The sequence below is a fragment of the Trichococcus sp. ES5 genome (assembly GCF_900067165.1).
GTDB lineage: Bacteria > Bacillota > Bacilli > Lactobacillales > Aerococcaceae > Trichococcus > Trichococcus flocculiformis.
On sequence record NZ_FJND01000002.1, the window covers coordinates 208,334 to 222,682 of the forward strand.

A 14,349-nucleotide genomic window follows, 5' to 3' on the forward strand; every position below is an offset into this window, starting at 1 on the left:
CTACTGCGCAGTTCTTCTGTTACGCTTTGTTTTTTTCGGTATCGGCCAACTCAAGCAATTCTTTCGCATGAGCCAGCGAAAGTTCCGTGATATCGGTACCTGCCAACATCCGCGCCACTTCGTTGATGCGTTCAGCACCGAACAGCGACTTGACATGCGTCTTTGTCCGATCGGCAATGATTTCCTTTTCTATATAAATGTGCTGATCCGCCATCGCCGCCACTTGCGGAAGATGCGTGATGCAAAGCACTTGTGAGTAACCGGCCACCAAGTGGATCTTATTGGCTATCGCCTGCGCTACCCTGCCCGAGACACCCGTATCCACTTCATCAAAGATGATGCTGGTGATGCCTTGGGTTTTGGTGAAAATGGCTTTCATCGCCAACATCATCCTTGAAAGTTCGCCACCGCTGGCAACCTTCGCCAATGCTTTTAAAGGTTCGCCGACATTCGTCGCAATATAGAATTCCACCTGATCCAAGCCGTTATCAGTGATTTGAACCTTTCCTGGTTGTTCATGGAACACCGTCTTGAAAAGGACCTTGTCCATGTACAATTCCTTCAGCTGCAGTTGGATCTGTTCTTCCAGAACGGTTGCAGCTTTCTTCCGGATAGTGGTCAATTGTCTGCCGACAGCCAAGATCTCTTCTTTTGCTTTGTTGTAGTCCACATTGAGTTTCTCAAGGTAGCTTTCCCGGTTTTCGATCAGATCCAGCTCTTGGGAAATTTTTTCGTAATGCCCCAGCACTTCATTGATTGTGTTTCCGTATTTCCGCTTCAACTGGCGGATCAATTCCAATCGGTTCTCGATTTCGTTCAAGCGCCCTTCATCGTAGGACAATTGCTCGATCTCCGACAGGATGTCACCTGCGCATTCCTGCAGTTGGTAATACGCTGCCGAGACCGAGGATGCAATTGCCTGGTAGACTGGATTGATGTCCTGCACTTTTTCCAGCGCCGCCATGCCGAGACCGATTTTGTCGATGCCGTTCTCTTCACTGTTCTGCATTGAATCGTACGCACTCGTTAAAGCCTGCATGACTTTTTGGTAGTTGACGAGCAGGTTCCGCTCCTCTTCCAATTTTTCATCCTCTGCAGCATCTTTCAACTGCGCTTGTTCGATTTCCTGGATTTGGAAAGTCAACAAGTCGATTCTTTGGACCGTTTCTTTCTCGTCCGTCTTCAGTTTGATCAGTTGCTTGCGTGTATCCACATATTTGGCATAAGTATTGAGATAGGTCGTTTTGACTTCTCTCAGTTCATTCCCGGCAAACTGATCCAGCAGGTCGATATGTTTTTGCGGATCCATCAATTCTTGATGCTCGTTCTGCCCGTGGATATCGATCAGCGTTTCGCCTACTTCACGCAGAGTCGCAACTGTCACGATTGTCCCGTTGACGCGGGAAATGTTTTTGCCGTTTCGGGAAAGTTCCCGCTGCAGCAAAACTTGGTTCCCGTCTGCTTCGATTCCGTATGACTCCAACACGGAAACTGTCTTGGCGTTTTCGGGAATACTGAAAAGCCCTTGGATGACCGTCTTGTTTTCGCCGTATCGAATCAAATCGTTGGATCCTCTTCCGCCTGCCAACAGACCTACGGCATCGATGATGATGGATTTCCCTGCGCCGGTTTCCCCAGTCAGCACGGTCATACCCTCGTCGAAACTCACTTGAAGATTTTCAATTATTGCAAAATTTTTAATGGACAACTCTTGTAACATTCCGTATTCCCCTTCGCAATGGTTCCTTAGTCACCTATTTATCGGAAATCGAGATTGATTTGCTCTTAAGCTGCAGGTAAGCCTCTTTGACGACTTGCTGGCTGTCTATTTCCGGAGAAATGATTCCCGGCGCATGATCATTAGCCTCTAAATGGACCAAAAATTCGATGTTTCCGGTCCCACCTGTGATGGGCGAAAAGCTCAGATTTTTCACATCAAACCCGGTCAGCGAAGCGAAATCCAAGATGTCCCGCAACACTTCATTATGGACTGCCGGATCACTGACGATGCCTTTTTTGCCGATTTTCCCTCTTCCAGCTTCGAATTGCGGTTTGATCAGCGCAACGACGTCTCCGCCGACAGCGATGATTTCCTTCAGGACAGGCAAAATCAGTTTCAACGAAATGAAGGATACATCGATGGAAGCCATCTCGGGCCTTCCTTTTTCAAAATCCTCAAGCTTGCTGTAACGGAAATTCACCCGTTCCATCACCTCGACGCGCTCATCCTGGCGCAACTTCCAATCCAATTGGTTGTAGCCGACATCCAGTGCGTAGCATAATTTCGCTCCATTTTGGAGCGCGACATCCGTAAAACCGCCCGTTGAACTGCCGATATCCAAAAAGATTTTGTCCTTAGGGTTCACTTGGAATAAAGCGATGGCTTTTTCAAGTTTCAATCCGCCACGGCTCACGTATTTCAATGTTTCTCCTTTTATGTGGAGCGTTTTCTCGACGGAAATTTTTTCGCCCGGTTTGTCGTAGCGCTGGTTGTTTTCGTCATAGATTTGCCCGGCCATGATCAATCTTTTGGCTTTTTCACGGGAATCTGTCAAGCCCTGTTGTACTACAAGTAAATCCAATCTTTCTTTTTCCATGATAATCTCCCGTTATATTCTGACATAATCCAATATTTGGCGGAATACATCTATTTTGTTCTCCGTATCGCCATTGGATAGTACCACTCGATTCAAACAGTCTTCCGCTTGGCGAATGACGTCGTTCAGTTCTTGAATGGCTCCGGCGATACCCAATAAGGATGGGTATGTATTTTTGTTCAATGCGGCATCATGATGGATGGTTTTGCCTGTCTCGGCCTCATCCAACACGACATCCTTCAGATCGTTGTGGATTTGGTATGCCAAACCTAAGTGTCTGGAGTATCTTTCCATCTCGGTTATGAACAGTTCATCCGCATCCGCGATGAGGCATCCCGCCGTGACAGCGTACCTTATCAATGCGCCGGTCTTTTTATCGTGGACTTGCTTCAACTCTTCTATTGTCAGTGCCTTCTTTTCACCATCAACATCATCCATCTGGCCGGCGATCATGCCGTTCGGACCCGAGGCTTTCGCCAACAAGTCGATCAGTTTGATTCTTTTTTCCGCCGGAATGTCAGAGGATTGTGCAAGGATTTCAAATGCCGCCGTCAACAACGCATCACCTGCAAGGATTGCGGTGGATTCTCCGAATACTTTATGGGAAGTCAAGCGCCCCCGTCTGTAATCATCATCATCCATGGCCGGCAGATCATCATGGATCAAGGAATACGTATGGATATATTCCAAAGCGGCTGCGGCTGCGAAGCCATCCGCAATCTCACCGTCGGCCAACCAAAGCGTCGCCAACACTAAAAGAGGGCGAATTCTTTTTCCGCCCCCCATTAAAGAATACGCCATCGCTTTGTGCAGATTTTCTTGCGAAGGCACACGTGCATCCAATTCCGAGTAGAGGAAAGCATCGAATCGAGGCATCCATTCCGATTGAAATTCACTAAGATTCATGCCTGTCATTCTCCTTCGGTTTGGGTTGCCGGCGCTTCAAAATTCGCTTCCGAACCGTCCGGATTAACGATTTTTGTCAACGTTTTTTCAGCATTGTTCAAAGTGTCTTGGCAATATTTGCTGAGATCCATCCCGACCTTGAATTGCTCCAATGCCTCTTCCAAGGGGACATCCCCTGCTTCCAGTCTTGTTACAATAGCTTCTAATTGGTTCATCGCTTCTTCAAAACTTACTTTTTTTTCGGCCTTCATCATTTTTCCTCCACCACTTGTTTTACTTCCGCTTCGGCGTAACCGTCCGAAAAATTCACTTTCAATTTATCGCCGCTTTGCAATTCCTTGACGGATGCGACTACGTTCCCGTCCCTTGTCGTATAAGTGTACCCCCGCGACATGATCTTCAACGGGCTCAACAAGTCCAACGATTGCATAGCCGATGTCATGCGCATTTCCTTTTGTTTCAAGTAGCGGTCCATGGCCCTTTGCAGTTCATCGGTGACCTGCTGTCTGCGATTGCCGGCCAGCTGAACGTCTCTTGCCGGATTGCGGTTTTCAAGACGCAATTGCAGCCGTTGCGACTCATTGGAGCGCAAATGGATCTGCTGTTGCATCTGATTTGCCAGTCGTTGCTGCACCTGGTCGGCTTTGATGGCATAACCTTCATACATCCGCTCCGGTTGTCTGAAGATATACGATTGCATGGCGCGATTCAATCGTTGTTGTTGCATCGTATGCAGATGCCGCATTTTCTGATAGAGCCTGTTGTCGATCTGATGGATATAACGGATGACATCGCTCAACACCGGCACAGACAATTCTGCCGCTGCTGTTGGGGTAGCGGCACGGACATCGGCAACAAAGTCAGCCAATGTCGTATCCGTTTCATGACCTACAGAAGAAATGACCGGGACACTCATAGCCGCTATTTGCCGAACGACCGCTTCCTCGTTAAAGGACCACAGATCCTCGATGGAACCGCCGCCCCTCGCAACAATGACAGTATCAAAATCGCCTTTATCCTCAATCAATTTAAGATTGCTTACGATATTGGCAGCGGAATCCTTCCCTTGGACTATCGTCGGATAAAGCACGAGTTGTACAATCGGATATCTCCTTTTGACGGTCGTCATGATGTCACGGATGACCGCACCGCTGGGACTGGTCACAATGGCTATCCGCTTAGGAAAGACAGGAAGCTTTTTCTTCGGTAGCGAAAACAACCCTTCGCGCGTTAATTTTTCCTTCAGTTCCGAAAAGGCTTGGTACAAAGCACCGATGCCATCCGGTTCCATATGTTCGACCATTATGTTGTAGGTTCCGCCCGATTCGTAGACATTCACCCGTCCAATGAGCAGGACCTTCATCCCTTCCTTGGGCTTGAAGGCTAACTTGTCGAATCTGCCTTTGTACATCACCGCAGAGATGACAGCATGGTCATCCTTCAGGCTAAAGTATTGATGGCCCGGACGCGGACGATAATTGGATATTTCACCAGTAAGGTAGACACGTTCGAGATAAGGATCGGCATCAAATTTTCTTTTGATGTATTTGGTTAAAGCGGTGACGCTGAGATAGACAGGTTCCAACTTTGTGCCTCCTTGACTATTTTGCTTTATCGATTGTTTGTTGCAATAGCATCGTGATGGTCATCGGCCCTACACCGCCGGGCACTGGTGTGATATGGCTTGCGATGCCCATTGCAGCAGCAGTGTCCACGTCGCCGATCAACTTGCCCTCCGCGCTGCGGTTCATCCCGACATCGATGACGACTGCACCCTCTTTGATGAAATCAGCAGTGACGAAATGGCCTCTGCCGATTGCCGCAACCAGAATATCAGCTTCTTTAGCTAATTCTTTCAGATTTTTTGTGCGGGAATGGGCAATCGTGACTGTTGCATTTTTGTTCAGCAACATGATGGACATTGGTTTTCCGACGATATTGCTACGGCCGATAACCAATGCTTTTTTTCCTTCAAGCGCGATGTTGTATTCTTCCAAAATCTTCATGATGCCGTACGGTGTGCAAGGCAAAGCTGATTCATTGCCCAGGAAGAAGTTGCCGACGTTCATCGGATGGAAACCATCCACATCCTTCTCATAACGGATGGCGCGCAAAACTTTTTGCTCATCTATGTGTTTCGGCAATGGTAACTGCACCAAAATACCGTGCATACTGTCGTCTTGGTTCTGCTTTTCAACTTCAGCCAGCAGATCCGCTTCGGAAATGTCTGCCGCAAGGCGAACGACACGCGAATTCATGCCCATTGCTTCGGATTGTTTCTCTTTATTGCGGACATAGACTTGACTTGCCTTATCTTCGCCGACCAAAATGACGCAAAGCCCCGGAGTTTTTCCTTCCGCTGTCAATGCTGCTACTTGTTTTTTCATCTGGTCCTGCATTTTTTTGGCTAAGCCTTTTCCATCCATGATAATCGTTTCCATTAATCAATCTCCTTTTCCTCGGTGTTATCGTTTATTTTACCATAATATCTTTGATTACAGTTAGAAAAGCGGGCCTGGTATATCCGATTTCATCAACTAAAAAAAGAAAACCCTTAAGCCGAAGCATTAAGGATTTTCCGTTTTAGGAATGAGGTTGGACAATACGCCATTGATGAATTTGCTCGATTGTTCATCGCAATATAGCTTTGAAATTTCGATTGCTTCATTCAACGCTACCCTTTGAGGTACCTGTTCCGTATCTCCCAACAGCATCTCATAAGCAGCAATCTGCATGATCAAAGCGTCTGCTTTGGCCAGTCTGCCCACGGTCCAGTTCTTCAGATAAGGTTGAATCGCTTCATCGATCGCCGCTTGATTATCCAATACGCCATGCACCAATGTGATCAAGTAAGGATAATCTTGAATTTCGACATCCTCTTCGCTGTTCCATTCTTCTGAATCACTCAACAAAGCTTGCTTGATGGCTTCTTCAGGGGTCAATTCTTCGTTTGTCTTCAATTGAAAAAGAGCTTGAAGCGCCTTTTCACGGATTTCTCTTCTTGTTAAACGGGAATTGCTCACGCATTCTCCCCCAATTCTGTATCCAAATCAAGATAAGTACTATCTTCGGATTTTGGTGCAACGAGACCGACCACATGGACGTTCACTTGCGACACTTCCAGATTGCTCATGTAAAGGACTTGTTCTTTCACTTTTTCTTGCATATCCAAAGCAACTTTCGGCACGGAAGCGCCGTATTTGATGTAACAATAGACATCAACCGACAAACCATTCTCATCGACAGTCAAATGTACGCCTTTGTTATGGGTAGTGCGACCCAACAGTTCATTGACGCCAGTCTTGAAAGACCCTTGCATCGCATAAACACCTTCTACTTCATTCGCTGCAATACCAGCAATTACTTCAATCACTTCAGGAGCAATTTCAATCTCTCCCAGCGGAGCCGGACCGTTTGCTAAAGGAATGTTTGTTTCTTCCATCATCTGTCATTCTCCTTTCTTGGGAAACACTATGCGCGGGATACGTATGAGCCGTCCGTTGTGTTGACGATAAGCATATCATCCGCATTCACGAAGAATGGTACATTGACCATCAATCCAGTCTCCATTTTAGCCGGTTTTGAACCGCCTGAAGCTGTATCGCCCTTGGTTCCTGGCTCAGTTTCTTCCACGCGCAGGATTACTGTATTCGGAAGATCGACACCGATTGTTTCTGATTCATACATCAGGATATTGACTTCCATGTTTTCTTTCAGATAGTTCAATTCGTACTCGATTTGGCCTGCGTTCAATTCGATTTGTTCATAGTTTTCTGTGTCCATGAAAACGTAAGCACCGGCACTCTCGTAAAGAAACTGCATTTTACGGTTCGCGATGTGCGCTTTTCCGACTTTTTCACCCGCACGGAAAGTTTTTTCCTGTACAGCTCCAGTGCGAAGATTCTTCAATTTTGAACGGACAAAAGCCGCACCTTTACCTGGTTTTACGTGTTGGAAATCGACAACTTTCCATAACCCTCCATCAATTTCGATCGTCAAGCCTGTCTTAAAATCATTTACTGAAATCATTTATAATTCCTCCTGTGGCAGCTCATTTGAACTAAGTTTACCATTATTTTAATGCGGATTCTATTTTTTTATAAAATAATCAACTCTTTTGGAGAATGCGTCAAAATCTCGTTGCCGTTATCACGGATCACAAGATCATCTTCAATCCGGACGCCGCCAATACCAGCGAGATAGATGCCCGGTTCATTTGTGATGACATTTCCCGGAACAAGCACTTTCCTGGCTTTTTGCGATGTATTCGGCCCCTCATGAATCTCCAAACCGATTCCGTGGCCATTTGAGTGGCCGAACGCATCTCCGTACCCGTGTTCCGTAATGTACTCGCGTGCGACACTGTCTACTTCTATGCCGCTCATGCCAGCTTTTGCCGCTGCATTCACGCGCAATTGGGCAGCCAGCACAATCTCGTAAATCTTCTTCAATTCTGCATGCGGTTGCCCCACTGAAACCGTGCGGGTCATATCCGAAACATAGCCATTGTAATAGCAACCAAAATCCAGCGTCACGAAGTCGCCTTTTTCGATTAATTTCGGACTGGCGACACCGTGCGGCATAGCGGAACGAATGCCACTGGCGACAATCGTTTCGAATGAAACGCCACTCGCACCTAATTCACGCATGTGGAAATCCAAGCGGTTAGCAATTTCTATTTCCGAAACTCCTGGACGGATATGATCAAGGATGAACAGGAAACCGGCGTCTGCAATTTCACAAGCACGGCTGATAGTTCGAATTTCATCTTCGTCTTTGACTTCACGCAACTCTTCAATGATGCCCGAGGCAGGAATCAGGTCACAAGTCACAAGATCCTCTAAATCCTCGACACTTCGGAAAGACAGGATGGCATCTTCGAATCCCATTGATGCTAGACCTTTTTCTTCCGCGATCTTTTTCACTTCATCGAATATTGGTCCTTTATTCTGAATAATCTGAAAACCCTGTGCCTGTGAAGCAGCTTGTTGGGTGTAACGGAAGTCGGTCACAAAAAAAGCTTCCTCTTGAGTGATGACCGCCAAACCGGTCGTACCCGTAAAATTGGAAACATAACGTAAGTTATATTGACTTGTCACCAGCATTGCATCCATCTTCTTCGCTTTGATGGCATCTTGCAATTTTGAGACTCTACTCATTTCACATACTTCCTTCCAAAAAAATCCTGTTTGTTTATGAACATACCTATCAATTATATCAAAAAAGTGCTCGTATAGATAGGGGGAATTCGTCAATAAGAGCTTTGAGACCAGTATTAGACCCCAAATCCGATGAAACAGCCAAGAACCGCACAAATAACCCGACGTACCTCCGGGTTACTTGTGCGGTTCTTTATGCTGTTTATCTCAGGTCTGGTTCTCCATATATCCTTTATGACCTTTTATTTTGCATATCACTCCGGGGACAGGATTTCCAATACCAGCGTTTCGCTGTAGGCATTTTGCAGGGTCACGGTGGCAGTGACTTTGCCGCTCGCATCCGCCACGCAGTGCACGATTCCTTCTTCAAAATACAGGGAAGCCGGTACGATCCGATTTTCCGGACTCGATATTTTGTTATGTTCCTTCAGCCAGTAATCTGTATACGCCAGTAAAGTTTGCGCTTTGTAGTGGTTTTCCGTCAATCTGTAAAGATAGAGCTGATTCTCATAAACTCTTATGATTCCGAAAAGCATCATTTGTGAAAGGAACAAGTAAAAAATGGTGATCGGCAAAATCGAGCCGCCCCTGCCTAGTGATCGATCACTATTTAATGGGGGCTTTCGGCAGGATGAGATGCGCTCTGCGCGTCTGGTCGTCCGAAAGCGTAGCCTGGATAGAAATCCCTTCATTGGTCACCTCGTATTTCAACGCTTTGACTTGCAGCAGCATCGGATGATAGCCTTCTCCGTTTTTGTAACGAAGCACTTTATTGATACGGAACTCATAAGTATAAACAGCAGTATCAGCCGGATTTTTTGATTTGGTGCGGACGGTCGTACTTGTCTTTTGCACCATCAACTCGTCTTCCAACTCATGCTCGAGTTGGATCAGGAAAAGATGCCATTCCGCATCCTGTCTCTGCTCCAGCTGAATATTCGCAGTGCGGATTATTCCCATGCCTCCAACTATCAGCAGGAGCACCAACGTATTGACAGTCAGCGCAAACGCCGCTTCCAATAAAGTGAATCCGGCTTGCGATTGTTCAGGGTTCTTTTGCATCGATTTCGTCGGCATGCACCGTCACCCTTTCTGGCCCATCATCACCGCTCACTATAAGTTCTGAGGTTTCCGGATTCCAAGTAGTGGTGAACAGTATACCTCCGGAAGCCTGACTTTCGATTGGGTTTCCTCCTTTGGCGATGACCTGCATCTGGTCCTGCGCGACCCGCCAGTAGGCAACTTCCGCTCCCGCCGCTTTTAAAGTCGTGAAAAATTGAACGGAATGCGGCATCAGCACATAGATTGAGATGCTGACCATGGCCAAAGCGATCAGACTTTCGAAAAGCATATAACCACTGCTATCGTTTAGCTTTATTGACTTCATAACGACCGCTCCCCAATTGGATTGTGATGGTATAGCGATATCGGGCCGTTTCCATGATGATGGTATTCGGCTGCAGATATCCGCTGCCTCCTTTGATGAATCCGGTGTAGCCTTGAATCACTTTTGATCCTTCAGGCAAAAGCAACTTCCGATTGATGTAACGGTCCGATCCGGCACCGTCTTTAAAAACAGCATAATGCGTTGCGCCGATTGGTCGCAGGACATCCATATTGACGCCATTCCCTGTGATGACCGCATAACTCTGAGCTGTGTGAAGTTCCGTCAAGAAATCGTCCAAAAACAGATTGAACGCGAGTTCATCCGTTGCGGTTTCAACTTGCGGGGTCAGCAGCAAAATCATGGAGGCGATCATCAGTACCAACAGGCTCTCCAATAATGTGAATCCGCTTTTATACATTATTCAAGCCTTCATTCAAATCACTCGATTATGGAAACATTACCGCCTGCTATTGTGAGCTTGGCGGTTGCTTGGGTCACTTGATTATCGTTTAGGTAACCACCATCCCCAAGGACGGTAAAGCTGGCCGCTTCCGTCCCTGTATCCAATTCATACATGTCAGCCTGTGTCTGCACCACAACCGCCAAAGCATCCGTGCCTTTAGTCTCTACACTAGTTTTCGTGTTCGCCACATTCGGGATGATCATCAGCATCAGCACAGAAATAATGAAAAGGACGAGTACCATTTCCATAAGTGTAAAGGCTTCTTTATTTTTTAGTGTTTTTTTTATTGATTTCATTAATACATTCCTCCTAATGAACTTAGCATCGGCATCAACAATATGAGATAGATTGCCATCACGATGACGGCGACCATGAGGAACAAGACAGGCTGCAACCAGCCGATTTTCTGTTCGATGTCCGCTATCAACAGCCGGAAACATTCTTCGCTGTACATGCTCAATTTGATCGGCAATTGGCTGGTTAGCTCGCCGTGATAGATGATCCAGCCCATCTCCTCTTTGAAAACGGGATAACGTTTGATGATTGTCGTCAGGCTATCGCCCTGCATCAACCCTTCCTCCACCAATCCGGATATGTCCTTCATCCAGGCAGTCCCTTCATCGCCTCGCATCAGCGAAACGATCTGGTTCAGCTGCATGCCGTTGCGGAAGAAATAAGCGTATTCCCGGCAGAAAAAAAAGGAATAGTAGAGTTGTACCCATTTGCTGAATAGCGGAATCCGGCAGAACAGCAAAGATTTTTGGAAAGCTGATTTCTTTTTCAAATAACTTTTTGCCAACAGGACTAAGCTGGCAGCTAAGGCTAGCGTACCCAGTATGATGAGCGGCAGGTTCTCCAGGTAAAGCAGGATGATGCGGACCAGCAAGCCGGAACCCTCTTGCGAGGGCACCAGCATCGTCTCCAAACTGGGCAGTAGGACCTGTCTGATCGCAATCAGCATTACGTTCGCGAACACCAGCAAAAACAAGGGGTAGATCAAGACTTTTCTGAGCTTATGCAGTTGTTTATCCTTTTCAGTCAGGAAATCGGAACAAAACAGCAAGGTTTCCGTCAATTTTCCGTGAAGGAAGGATAAGCGCAGCTGCGATACGACTTGTTCCGAAAATCCGCATCCAGCCAATGCATCCGCAAGATTGATACCTGTTTCCAGTTTGACCAACATGCGCTGGATATCGCCCGAGCGCTTCGGCTGCATCACCTTCAGAAAGGCAAGCCCTTCCGACAACGAAAAACCTTCCTTCAGTAATTCACCTAAGCGCCTCAAAAAATAAGCCTGCTCTTTTGCCAGCCAACGTTTTTCAGACGAGATTCTCCAAGTAATTTTTTTCCGTAATGTATCCACACGCATAGGCTTTTCGCAATTTATCATTCAGTGTGACAAACCGCTTTCCGTCCTCCTTGTTCTGCAGATGGTTCTGCAGTTCCTTACCTGCCAAAATTTCATAGATAGCAGCCGACTTTTCGTTTACATGATAATGGGCGCAGTGAATGGTGCACTTACCGGAGCACAGTGGACAATATTTTGCGATCAAACGTTGGGAAACGACAGCGAGCAACGTCTGCTTTATTTGTTCGGAAGAAATCGCCAATTCCCGCAGCCTTTCCAATACCCCGAATGACTCTTTGGCATGGATTGTCGCAATCACCAAATGCCCCGTCAATGCGCTTCTTACGACCATTTTAGCTGTTTCCTGATCCCGGATTTCGCCTATGACGAGAATATCCGGATGATGACGCAGGCACTGGCGGATGAGCAGGTCATATGTGATACCTGCCGCTTCATTCACTTCAGCCTGCAGAAACAGCGGCTCCTCAATTTCGACCGGATCCTCCATGGTAATGATCTGCAGCGGTTCATCGGCATATTTCCTGCGCAGTAAATGATAGATCGTCGTTGTTTTGCCGGATCCGGTAGGGCCAGAGAACAGGACAAGACCGCTCTTGTGGTCCAACAGTTCGAGCAACTCCGCCTCCTGGGCCGGGAAAAATGCGTGCAAGCCCGGTTCAAAACCCGGATTGGCATAAAGCAGACGGATGACAAGCGACTCCTGGTAGCGGAAATTTGCGATGGTGGACAGCCTCAGTTCAATTTTTTTGCCGTTCAGCCGGTACCTGACAGCACCGGATTGCGGTTTCCGCCTTTCACCCACATTCATGTTCGAAAGAAATTTGAAATAAGAAATCAGCCGCTCACCCTTTTCGATTGAATACACCGCTACTTTCGATAATCCGGTACTCACGCGGAAAAAGAGTTCATAATGGTCTTCGTAAGGGAGCAGATGGATGTCGGAAACACCCAGTCGCATCGCATCGGCCAACAAGCTCTCTGCTTTTTCTTCCATATTCATCACCTCATTTCTATTTTGCCGTCACTTATAGCTTCTGCAAAATCCTGGCTTCCGCTCTTTCTCCAACGAGAAAATTAGTTAAAAATATGTTATATTGGCATAAACAGCGGTCCTACACGCGAAAAACAAACGGGATCACTCAATATAAGGGAGGTGAACTTTTTTGAAAAAGAACGTTGTTGGTTCGATTCTTCTGATTGCAATCGGAACATTTCTGTTCGCGATGGGCATCAATATGTTTTCCGTGGCGAACCATCTTGGCGAAGGCGGTGTCACCGGCATTAGTTTGTTGGCCTTCTATACCTTGGACGTCCCTGTAGCCATCACGAGTTTCGTGTTGAATGGCATCATACTGGTCATCGGATTCCGATTTTTGGAAAAATCGACCATGAGGCTGACGCTTTTGGCTACACTGTTGATGTCGGTGTTTCTCCATCTGACTGCTGCTTGGCGCTATCCGATGGAAACAATCATTCTGGCTCCGCTTTGCTCCGGGTTTTTGGTCGGCACAGGCTTAGGACTCGTGATGCAGGCAGGCGGTTCAACAGCCGGTACCGACATCATCGCCTTGATTTTCAATAAATATCTCGGTTGGAGCACCAGTATCGCACTGGTCGTATTGGACCTGTTCGTCGTCGGACCCTCCATCTTCGTCATCGGGCTGGAGAATGTCGTTTTGACTGTCGTGCATCTCTATGTGCAAACGAAAGTGCTGGATTTCATCCTGGAAGGGTTCAATCCGAAAAAACAAGTCCTGATCATCTCGGAGCGGCATCAGGAAATCGCTGATGCGATCGATAAAAAAATCGGCCGCGGAATGACCTTCTTGGAAGGTGAAGGCTATTACTCCAAAAGCCAGAAAAAGGTGATTTTGATAGTCGTCAACAGACAGCAATTGATGCCGTTAAACCGTATTGTGACAGCCATCGATCCTAAAGCTTTCTTCACTATCAGCGAAGCTCAAAGCGTCATCGGAGAAGGTTTCTCTTATTTGATTTCGGATGAGCAATACCAGCAGAAAATCAACGATTTCATCGATGAACAGTCGCAACAACAATAAAGCAACGACACAACGAAAAAGAACGGCAAAGGACCAGTAAAAATGTCCTTGTCGTTCTTTTTCGTTAGAATGCTGTGATGATCATACAAATAGTTGGACCTTCAGGAAAGCAGAAAAACGACGGTCTTCATGATATCCATTTTCTCCACCGCAGCATTGTAGTTCATTCTGGCAATCTTCAGGTTCTGCTCTTCTTCGCGCATTACGGCGAGATTTTTTTCCGAATTGTTTTTGATCCATTCACCTTTCACATCCGCTAAGGCGATTTCCTGACGCTCCAGTATTTTCTTCGCTTCCTGCAGCTCGAACTTCAACAATCCGAATTTCCTTTCCAGATCTTGTATTTTTATCGGATTCTGTTCCTTCAATAGTTCAATTCTAGCTTTCAACTCTTCCATATACCTTGCT

19 protein-coding genes are annotated in these 14,349 nt (G+C 46.7%); 1 reads left to right on the forward strand and 18 read right to left on the reverse strand.

The features are described 5' to 3' along the window. Positions 1-19: 19 nt before the first annotated feature. The 17 genes from recN to comGA form a co-directional block, all read right to left on the reverse strand. A complete protein-coding gene (gene recN / locus TES5_RS03200) occupies positions 20-1,720 on the reverse strand; it encodes a DNA repair protein RecN (protein WP_068559722.1) in 1,701 nt (566 codons plus the stop codon). Between the two features lie 34 nt (positions 1,721-1,754). Then, complete coding sequence (locus tag TES5_RS03205; RefSeq protein ID WP_068559723.1) at positions 1,755-2,597, reverse strand: TlyA family RNA methyltransferase; 843 nt, start codon at positions 2,595-2,597, stop codon at positions 1,755-1,757. 12 nt (positions 2,598-2,609) lie between these two features. Next, complete coding sequence (locus tag TES5_RS03210; RefSeq protein ID WP_068559726.1) at positions 2,610-3,503, reverse strand: polyprenyl synthetase family protein; 894 nt, start codon at positions 3,501-3,503, stop codon at positions 2,610-2,612. A gap of 5 nt (positions 3,504-3,508) precedes the next feature. Next, positions 3,509-3,754 (reverse strand): exodeoxyribonuclease VII small subunit, encoded by a 246-nt coding sequence (locus tag TES5_RS03215; protein ID WP_068559727.1) that lies wholly within the window; start codon positions 3,752-3,754, stop codon positions 3,509-3,511. Further along, positions 3,754-5,088: an exodeoxyribonuclease VII large subunit gene (gene xseA / locus TES5_RS03220; RefSeq protein WP_068559729.1), complete on the reverse strand. Its 1,335-nt coding sequence runs from the start codon at positions 5,086-5,088 to the stop codon at positions 3,754-3,756. Before xseA ends, TES5_RS03215 begins: the two co-directional genes overlap by 1 nt. Before the next feature lie 16 nt (positions 5,089-5,104). Next, positions 5,105-5,944, reverse strand: coding sequence for a bifunctional methylenetetrahydrofolate dehydrogenase/methenyltetrahydrofolate cyclohydrolase FolD (folD, locus tag TES5_RS03225; RefSeq protein ID WP_068559731.1), 840 nt, complete (start codon positions 5,942-5,944; stop codon positions 5,105-5,107). A 126-nt stretch (positions 5,945-6,070) separates the two neighbouring features. Beyond that, complete coding sequence (gene nusB, locus TES5_RS03230; RefSeq protein WP_068559734.1) at positions 6,071-6,526, reverse strand: transcription antitermination factor NusB; 456 nt, start codon at positions 6,524-6,526, stop codon at positions 6,071-6,073. After that, positions 6,523-6,948 carry an Asp23/Gls24 family envelope stress response protein gene (locus tag TES5_RS03235; protein ID WP_068559736.1) on the reverse strand — a complete coding sequence of 142 codons (426 nt, stop codon included), beginning with the start codon at positions 6,946-6,948 and terminating at the stop codon, positions 6,523-6,525. The genes nusB and TES5_RS03235 overlap by 4 nt, the downstream gene beginning before the upstream one ends. A 26-nt stretch (positions 6,949-6,974) precedes the next feature. Then, positions 6,975-7,532, reverse strand: a complete 558-nt coding sequence (gene efp, locus TES5_RS03240; protein ID WP_068559737.1) for an elongation factor P — start codon at positions 7,530-7,532, stop codon at positions 6,975-6,977. A gap of 68 nt (positions 7,533-7,600) precedes the next feature. Continuing rightward, on the reverse strand, positions 7,601-8,662 hold the full coding sequence (locus TES5_RS03245; protein WP_068559739.1) for a M24 family metallopeptidase: 1,062 nt from the start codon (positions 8,660-8,662) through the stop codon (positions 7,601-7,603). Between the two features lie 254 nt (positions 8,663-8,916). Beyond that, positions 8,917-9,237: a hypothetical protein gene (locus TES5_RS03250; RefSeq protein WP_068559741.1), complete on the reverse strand. Its 321-nt coding sequence runs from the start codon at positions 9,235-9,237 to the stop codon at positions 8,917-8,919. Between the two features lie 31 nt (positions 9,238-9,268). Then, a complete protein-coding gene (gene comGF, locus TES5_RS03255; protein ID WP_068559743.1) occupies positions 9,269-9,739 on the reverse strand; it encodes a competence type IV pilus minor pilin ComGF in 471 nt (156 codons plus the stop codon). Beyond that, positions 9,708-10,049, reverse strand: a complete 342-nt coding sequence (locus TES5_RS03260) for a type II secretion system protein (RefSeq protein ID WP_086988080.1) — start codon at positions 10,047-10,049, stop codon at positions 9,708-9,710. The genes comGF and TES5_RS03260 overlap by 32 nt, the downstream gene beginning before the upstream one ends. Further along, on the reverse strand, positions 10,024-10,467 hold the full coding sequence (gene comGD, locus TES5_RS03265; RefSeq protein ID WP_068559748.1) for a competence type IV pilus minor pilin ComGD: 444 nt from the start codon (positions 10,465-10,467) through the stop codon (positions 10,024-10,026). Before comGD ends, TES5_RS03260 begins: the two co-directional genes overlap by 26 nt. A gap of 20 nt (positions 10,468-10,487) precedes the next feature. Next, positions 10,488-10,808 (reverse strand): competence type IV pilus major pilin ComGC, encoded by a 321-nt coding sequence (gene comGC / locus TES5_RS03270; protein ID WP_068559750.1) that lies wholly within the window; start codon positions 10,806-10,808, stop codon positions 10,488-10,490. Continuing rightward, entirely contained in the window at positions 10,808-11,902 is a 1,095-nt protein-coding gene (gene comGB / locus TES5_RS03275; RefSeq protein ID WP_072763671.1) for a competence type IV pilus assembly protein ComGB, read from the reverse strand. The genes comGC and comGB overlap by 1 nt, the downstream gene beginning before the upstream one ends. Then, positions 11,832-12,875: a competence type IV pilus ATPase ComGA gene (gene comGA, locus TES5_RS03280; protein WP_306298095.1), complete on the reverse strand. Its 1,044-nt coding sequence runs from the start codon at positions 12,873-12,875 to the stop codon at positions 11,832-11,834. The genes comGB and comGA overlap by 71 nt, the downstream gene beginning before the upstream one ends. A 169-nt stretch (positions 12,876-13,044) precedes the next feature. On the opposite strand from comGA, the gene TES5_RS03285 reads away from it, so the two are divergent. Beyond that, positions 13,045-13,941: a YitT family protein gene (locus TES5_RS03285; RefSeq protein WP_068559755.1), complete on the forward strand. Its 897-nt coding sequence runs from the start codon at positions 13,045-13,047 to the stop codon at positions 13,939-13,941. A 101-nt stretch (positions 13,942-14,042) separates the two neighbouring features. Here TES5_RS03285 and TES5_RS03290 read toward each other — a convergent pair whose 3' ends face one another. After that, the gene (locus TES5_RS03290; RefSeq protein ID WP_068559757.1) at positions 14,043-14,339 is read right to left on the reverse strand and encodes a hypothetical protein; all 297 of its coding nucleotides are present in this window, start codon (positions 14,337-14,339) and stop codon (positions 14,043-14,045) included. Between the last annotated feature and the right edge of the window lie 10 nt (positions 14,340-14,349).

Coding starts and splice junctions, on each gene's coding strand:
- TES5_RS03235 (WP_068559736.1), bottom strand. CDS start 6,948: ATGATGGAAGAAACAAACATTCCTTTAGCAAACGGTCCGGCTCCGCTG.
- efp (WP_068559737.1), bottom strand. CDS start 7,532: ATGATTTCAGTAAATGATTTTAAGACAGGCTTGACGATCGAAATTGAT.
- TES5_RS03260 (WP_086988080.1), bottom strand. CDS start 10,049: ATGAAGTCAATAAAGCTAAACGATAGCAGTGGTTATATGCTTTTCGAA.
- TES5_RS03205 (WP_068559723.1), bottom strand. CDS start 2,597: ATGGAAAAAGAAAGATTGGATTTACTTGTAGTACAACAGGGCTTGACA.
- comGA (WP_306298095.1), bottom strand. CDS start 12,875: ATGGAAGAAAAAGCAGAGAGCTTGTTGGCCGATGCGATGCGACTGGGT.
- comGF (WP_068559743.1), bottom strand. CDS start 9,739: ATGCCGACGAAATCGATGCAAAAGAACCCTGAACAATCGCAAGCCGGA.
- TES5_RS03210 (WP_068559726.1), bottom strand. CDS start 3,503: ATGAATCTTAGTGAATTTCAATCGGAATGGATGCCTCGATTCGATGCT.
- comGD (WP_068559748.1), bottom strand. CDS start 10,467: ATGTATAAAAGCGGATTCACATTATTGGAGAGCCTGTTGGTACTGATG.
- comGC (WP_068559750.1), bottom strand. CDS start 10,808: ATGAAATCAATAAAAAAAACACTAAAAAATAAAGAAGCCTTTACACTT.
- folD (WP_068559731.1), bottom strand. CDS start 5,944: ATGGAAACGATTATCATGGATGGAAAAGGCTTAGCCAAAAAAATGCAG.
- comGB (WP_072763671.1), bottom strand. CDS start 11,902: ATGATAAATTGCGAAAAGCCTATGCGTGTGGATACATTACGGAAAAAA.
- TES5_RS03245 (WP_068559739.1), bottom strand. CDS start 8,662: ATGAGTAGAGTCTCAAAATTGCAAGATGCCATCAAAGCGAAGAAGATG.
- TES5_RS03215 (WP_068559727.1), bottom strand. CDS start 3,754: ATGAAGGCCGAAAAAAAAGTAAGTTTTGAAGAAGCGATGAACCAATTA.
- recN (WP_068559722.1), bottom strand. CDS start 1,720: ATGTTACAAGAGTTGTCCATTAAAAATTTTGCAATAATTGAAAATCTT.
- TES5_RS03290 (WP_068559757.1), bottom strand. CDS start 14,339: ATGGAAGAGTTGAAAGCTAGAATTGAACTATTGAAGGAACAGAATCCG.